The organism is uncultured Anaerovibrio sp. (assembly GCF_947302755.1).
In the GTDB taxonomy this organism is placed as follows: Bacteria; Bacillota; Negativicutes; order Selenomonadales; family Selenomonadaceae; genus Anaerovibrio.
In genome coordinates this window covers 1-5579 of sequence record NZ_CAMYWM010000150.1, presented here as the reverse complement: position 1 = coordinate 5579, position 5579 = coordinate 1, and the positions used below count along the sequence as shown (strand labels likewise).

General features: G+C 43.4%; 9 protein-coding genes. All 9 read right to left on the bottom strand.

The genetic code is table 11. The annotated features are described in order from the left end of the window. Positions 1-123: 123 nt before the first annotated feature. Positions 124-849, bottom strand: a complete 726-nt coding sequence (locus tag Q0Y54_RS11455; RefSeq protein WP_297968011.1) for a hypothetical protein — start codon at positions 847-849, stop codon at positions 124-126. Positions 850-884: 35 nt separating this feature from the next. Next, a complete protein-coding gene (locus Q0Y54_RS11450; protein WP_297968008.1) occupies positions 885-1124 on the bottom strand; it encodes a hypothetical protein in 240 nt (79 codons plus the stop codon). Positions 1125-1378: 254 nt separating this feature from the next. Next, positions 1379-2647, bottom strand: a complete 1269-nt coding sequence (locus tag Q0Y54_RS11445) for a hypothetical protein (protein WP_297968006.1) — start codon at positions 2645-2647, stop codon at positions 1379-1381. A gap of 80 nt (positions 2648-2727) precedes the next feature. After that, positions 2728-3483 carry a PP2C family protein-serine/threonine phosphatase gene (locus Q0Y54_RS11440; RefSeq protein ID WP_297968003.1) on the bottom strand — a complete coding sequence of 252 codons (756 nt, stop codon included), beginning with the start codon at positions 3481-3483 and terminating at the stop codon, positions 2728-2730. Positions 3484-3504: 21 nt separating this feature from the next. Next, positions 3505-3702 (bottom strand): HAMP domain-containing protein, encoded by a 198-nt coding sequence (locus Q0Y54_RS11435; protein ID WP_297968000.1) that lies wholly within the window; start codon positions 3700-3702, stop codon positions 3505-3507. 206 nt (positions 3703-3908) lie between these two features. Continuing rightward, complete coding sequence (locus Q0Y54_RS11430; RefSeq protein ID WP_297967997.1) at positions 3909-4868, bottom strand: alpha/beta fold hydrolase; 960 nt, start codon at positions 4866-4868, stop codon at positions 3909-3911. Between the two features lie 16 nt (positions 4869-4884). Then, positions 4885-5079, bottom strand: a complete 195-nt coding sequence (locus Q0Y54_RS11425) for a hypothetical protein (RefSeq protein ID WP_297967994.1) — start codon at positions 5077-5079, stop codon at positions 4885-4887. After that, on the bottom strand, positions 5063-5200 hold the full coding sequence (locus Q0Y54_RS11420; RefSeq protein WP_297967992.1) for a hypothetical protein: 138 nt from the start codon (positions 5198-5200) through the stop codon (positions 5063-5065). The genes Q0Y54_RS11425 and Q0Y54_RS11420 overlap by 17 nt, the downstream gene beginning before the upstream one ends. Positions 5201-5223: 23 nt before the next feature. Beyond that, on the bottom strand, positions 5224-5579 hold a 356-nt coding region (locus tag Q0Y54_RS11415), incomplete at its 5' end, for a cyclodeaminase/cyclohydrolase family protein (RefSeq protein WP_297967988.1).

The window sequence follows — 5579 nt, the reverse complement described above, 5'->3', positions numbered from 1 at the left end:
CAGCTGCCGCCCATCACTCCTGGTAGTAATGCCGATTAAGCAGAGAGGTAGTTCCTAGGTGCCAAGACTGCTTAATAGCCTGTTCCGGTTCAGGTGATATGTATATTATATCAATAATACAAATTATCTGCATCCCCCAAGTTTCCCCCACATACTTTCCCTCATATCATCAAATGCAGCCTTGAACATATCACAATGTTTCTTGCTAGCAGGAATAGCAATGTAATCCCGTGTGGTTCCCTTAGAAAAGGTTATGGTTTGTATCAGGCCTGTATTGATTTTAACATTATCATACAGCCTATCTTTAATGTCATCAAAATACTTCTTTTCCGGTTTTCTACATCTGTGGTTATAAACCAGAACACTCTTTTCGGCGTCTATATAATCCTTCACTTCTTCATAAAAAACATATTTAATACTTCTGGCCGAACCTTTGCCCACAGACTTAACCAGCAGGCCATTGTCCGGATCCATAAATACAAGCTCTACATCCTTAAATCTTTTCAAAGCCTTCTCATGCCACTCATGACGACCATCAAGGGTAAGATAATCGTCATAATAAATAGCTCCAGGGACTAAATCTGCTTTCTGTATTTCGGCCACAGAACGCTTTTTACTTTGTGCTATGTTGGTAAGAATTTCCGCAAGCTGGGGATCACATTCCCATATTGGGGGCGGAATAAGATATTTACCATCAAGCTGCTTATATGTTCCATCTTCCTTCTTTTCGTTATCTAGAACTGGAACACGATACCAATTAACACCGATGGTAAATCCCTGAGTCTGCAAGAATTTTAATACTCCGATTTTCCCATAATCCCCTACATCACCAGCATATCTATCCTGCATATAATCACCTACATCTTTTTGTAGCTTGGCATAATTTAACGGCTTCTATCTTTGTCGGCGTCCGGATATGGTCCAAGACGGCCCTGTGGTATATAACACGGCCCATCTGAGCCATCAATGAACATAGCCGGCCTTATTTTAGTAGTTCTAGTAATAAAATCTATCTGATGTTCAAGGTCAATTCCAGTATTACAAATATCATTGACTTCTTTTATTGCTTCGTCTTTAGTCATGCCTAAGTCGACCAACTGCTCAACTGCTTTTTCTTTGGTCATAAGATAATCCCCCTTACGAGGCATAATATATTTAGCTTTGTTTATATTATATTTCAATAAAAATAAAAAATCTCTTTTAAATAGTTGTTTTTTTTCTTATCCATATAAGGGAATCAACATTGCATATGGAGCAGTAAAAAATGCAGATCTGTTTGTCAAATTTTTCATTGCTGCTTACCCTCTTTAAGGCCTTCTTCCTTGCCATCCTTATTAGCCTCGAGTATTTTCATTTCATAAATCATATAACATTTCAACTATAAGCCAACCCACGGCGTCATGATTGCGGGCAATGACCTTATCTGCTTATCTTGCAATTCATAAACTATGCCGTTATCCGCCAGTTCCTGCAAAAAAGACTTTAGATAAACATTGCTTTGAAACTTCTGCATGAAATCCAATGTGAATCTGCCGTTTACTGCTGAGATTTGAAGGGTGATATCCATAACGGTGGCACTCCATGTATGGAACTCTTTTACATATTTTTCCATTTCTCCGAAATTTGCTTTCCCTACATAGCTCACATTGGCCGCTGCAAAGCGATTGGCAGCCTCGTCAACCGTTGTCACCATCTCTAGTCTATCCTTATGCGTTTTATTTGCCAAAAGCATTTTTGTCAAGCTGACCGTATGTGCTACGCCAGATAGTACAGCCTCCTCGCTTGTCTGCTCCGAAACCTTATTCCTATATACCTTCACCTGCTCATGGATTAGCAATTTGCGTAGCTGTTCATCATATTCCAGAAAAGCACCTCCGACCAAACTTTGATGAGCCAAGGGCGCATGCAGTGCCTTGCGCTGATTAACACACAAAACAATCCGTATTATTTCCGATGCATTTGGATATAGTCTTGCCAGACTTCGGCTCATGAGCAATGACACCATGATTCCAGGACTACCTCCATTTTCCTTGCAAAAGCGCATAAAAGCATCTTCCGCCAGCAATATGCTATATACATAGTCCGGGCTTTCCAGCTGCAGGTTAGCGGCTATACTGGGGAGCAACGCCTTAGTCCACTCATGACGCCGAGGAATTGGTAGTTCTCGGGCTTTCATTACAGGACATTCCCATTCTTCCTGAGAGATTTTATCACCAACAAGACGTATGCCTACTGTGGAAGGTATCACTTTGTAGCGCTGACAACAATAATAATACAACAAAGTGCGTATCACTTCATAAGTACCTGCACCATCTGTCAGACCATGAAAAATGTCCATAACCAGCCAGTCATCATGGTACGAAAATGAAAGCAAATGATTATTAGATTCTGGCGAATTTAATGTTACGCCCTGCCTTGAATTGGAAATAACTACCGGCTCCCGATTCTCTGCAAAAATAAAGCCATCACCACGAGCCTGTAATTTCACACAGAAATACGGATACCGCTCCATTGTGGTATCTACAGCCTTTCGCAGAACCGCAGAGTCAATAGTATCCTGCAGCCGCATACGGATTCTAATTGCATACGGATTGTCCGTATGTGAACGATAAAGGGGAATGACCTCAGTAAACAATTTTTGTTCCATGCGCCAGCACCTCCGACCTCAAGATACAATCATTTTTCTTGAAAAGATTCCGGCTGAAGCAGACATTTTGCCAAGAAGTTCTACGCATCATTCAAGCCCCCACAATATTTCAGCCCCAGCATGGTTATATCATCCGATTGCTCAGCATTGCCAGCATAGGTGCTAACATCCTGACGGACAGCCGCGAGTATGTCCCTCACATCCTTTTGTGGCTGCCTATTGAGTATTTCTAACAGACGCTCTTCGGAATATAGCTCCCCGGCCTCATTCATGGCCTCTGTAACGCCATCTGTGTACAGAAAAATCATATCCCCCCGCTGCAGAACCAAACTATGCGCTTCATACATTTCGTCCTCGTTTATGCCCAGCATCAAATGTTTTCTCGATTGCTGCAAATAACAGAATTCACCATTAGACTGCACCAGCGGTGAATTGTGACCGCCATTTACATAAATAAATTCACCTGTTGTTAAATCCAGCTTGGCTATAAACACCGTCACAAACATCGTTTCGTCATTTTCCCGACAAAGTTCCTGATTCGCCATCTTCATAATGTCAGCAAAATCAGAGGCATTTTTCAACCTTAAGACCATATTCTTTAACGCAGTTTTCGCACGCATCATATAGAGTGCTGCTGGAATACCCTTCCCTGACACATCAGCAATCGTAACCACCAAATGATCATCATCAATCATATAAAAATCATAAAAATCGCCGCCTACACCTTTTGCAGCATCCATGCTTGCATATATTTGAAATTCCTGATAATTGGTCAAAAAATCTTGCGGTAATGCGCCCAGCTGTATATTGTGAGCCACAGAAAGCTCAGCTGCCACCTTTTCCTTCTCAGCTGTTACCTAAGACAAATTATCAATATAGGCTTTCAGCTCATCCGTCATAGCATTAAAGCAAACTGCCAAATGTTCAATTTCATCGCCGGTATTTATATCAAGTTTTTTGTCAAGATTGCCACTGGCAATTTCGCGCACGCCATCAGCCATCTGCTTTATAGGCTTAACAAATCTTTCAGAAAGCTCCTTCGATATAAATATCATAATTAAAACCATGATAAAAAATATCAGCAACGCCACCTTCAATAATAAAAGTGACTCACATTTCACATTCTCCTTATTCCGTTGCTTTCTGCCATTTACTACGAAATCTTAGCTAATCAAATCCGAAGGATGCAGATGAGCTTTAGAATTCGTTGTAAGGGCGTAGTGCGAAAAACCGTTTCGCACGAAGTTTACTATATCGCACATCAGCCTTTATTCAAAAAATTTAATACTCTTTCCCGAAACAGCTTGTAATACGGACGCTCCATCAACATTGCATGGGCGGCTCCATCCAAAATTATCAACTCCGAATCTGTTCTATTGGGAAGTGTCCTATACGCTTCGTCGCATAAATCAGGTGACACATACGGATCTTTGGAGCCGACTATAATCAGCACAGGAGCTTTTATGCTCTCTGTTGGAATAAGTCGCGCACTCTTGTCAACTAGCAAATCTCGTCTTCCACCATTGGGACTCACATCTCTATCATAGTGCCAGGCATTATCGATATAAGTGCTTGCTACAGGCCTTTCCACAATATCAAGATCTATTTCTCCATCTTTTTCCCTTTGAAAGTCAGATGCCGCATCTTCCCATGTGTTATGATGAAACGGCTCAAGGACCTCCTTCTCCCCCAATCCGGCTACTATGGGGGCATAGAGCACCAGACGATGCACCAGCTCCGGGTGACGTGCGGCAAAGCGCCCGCTGGTTACAGTACCCCAACTCCAGCCCAAGACATCAATAGATTGGCAGTTATTTCGAGCCAGAATGCAGCGCACTGCCGCTTCTATATCTTCTGACGCATAATCCGAATTGGGCATAAAGCCATCTTTAACGGCAGCTGAATTGCCATATCCTGCAATATCCAGCAACCACACTTCAAAATTATGCTTAGCAAAATATTTTGCCAGGCTATAATCTTTATAATCGACATCAAATTCATGAGAGGAAAAGGTCAAGCCATGCACAAACAAGATTGGTTTTTTCGTCTGTCCATCCTGCTCTACATAACGTTCCAAATGCAGCCTCACATTGTTGCGTTCCAAAGGAATCGTCTCCCGGATGATCTCTGCCGCCTGCACAGATGACACATAAGCCAAATTGCACAAAAAACAAATAATCAACCCCAATAAAGCCCAGCCTTTTACTGTCATTTTTCTCATAGTCACCACTCCATTGTTATCTTACAGCCAACAGTATAACTGGCTCTTCCGCTGAGAGCACATCCAATTCTGCTTCAAGCACCGAAAGCATTTGCTCCCGCGCAGTCAGCCCCGATAAATCCAGTTGCTTCTCACCGTAATAGGCAAACAGCGGTGGCAGTTCTTCACCCACAGTACCATAAGTGGCAGTTTCCTCAAACAGCGTCCCCAAGTCCGCTCATCCCTAAAAAGACAAACGCCGTAGCCGCCGTCATCAAAGTTGCTAAAGCGATGGGCGTATCCCCAGAAAGTTCGGCGGCTTTTTTGATAATGGCATCAGAAATATTCGTCAAAGCAATGTATTCTGCATTTTGGCTTATCCTTCCACCATCTTCAGGAGTCTCGCGAAGCAGTCATCTGCCGCGGGGACTGCACAGTGCAGGATCGCCTGTCCTCTCGCCTCGGCATCCGCTGCGAAGGCCTTGTCCTTCAGGGAACCAGTGTTGATTTTTATGTTCAGCCAGGCACCGAGAATGCCGGCTTTCAGGGACAGTGCCGCCACGCCGAGGTCGCTGGCACAGTTCGTGTTGAAGCCGTCCAGCATGGAGGAAATCAATTCAACAGCCTCCCCCATCAGCTCCATCATCTCCAGTGGTGTCCTGGTGCAGGCCTTCAGTCCTTCCTGGATTGCCAGGCTTCTGGCCGCCTTTTCTTCGTCCGTCGCCTTCGGGA

Bases quoted from the DNA above. Each gene is read 5' to 3' on its own strand.
- Q0Y54_RS11445 (WP_297968006.1), bottom strand. From the start codon at position 2,647: ATGGAACAAAAATTGTTTACTGAGGTCATTCCCCTTTATCGTTCACAT.
- Q0Y54_RS11430 (WP_297967997.1), bottom strand. From the start codon at position 4,868: ATGAGAAAAATGACAGTAAAAGGCTGGGCTTTATTGGGGTTGATTATT.
- Q0Y54_RS11450 (WP_297968008.1), bottom strand. From the start codon at position 1,124: ATGACCAAAGAAAAAGCAGTTGAGCAGTTGGTCGACTTAGGCATGACT.
- Q0Y54_RS11455 (WP_297968011.1), bottom strand. From the start codon at position 849: ATGCAGGATAGATATGCTGGTGATGTAGGGGATTATGGGAAAATCGGA.
- Q0Y54_RS11435 (WP_297968000.1), bottom strand. From the start codon at position 3,702: ATGATATTTATATCGAAGGAGCTTTCTGAAAGATTTGTTAAGCCTATA.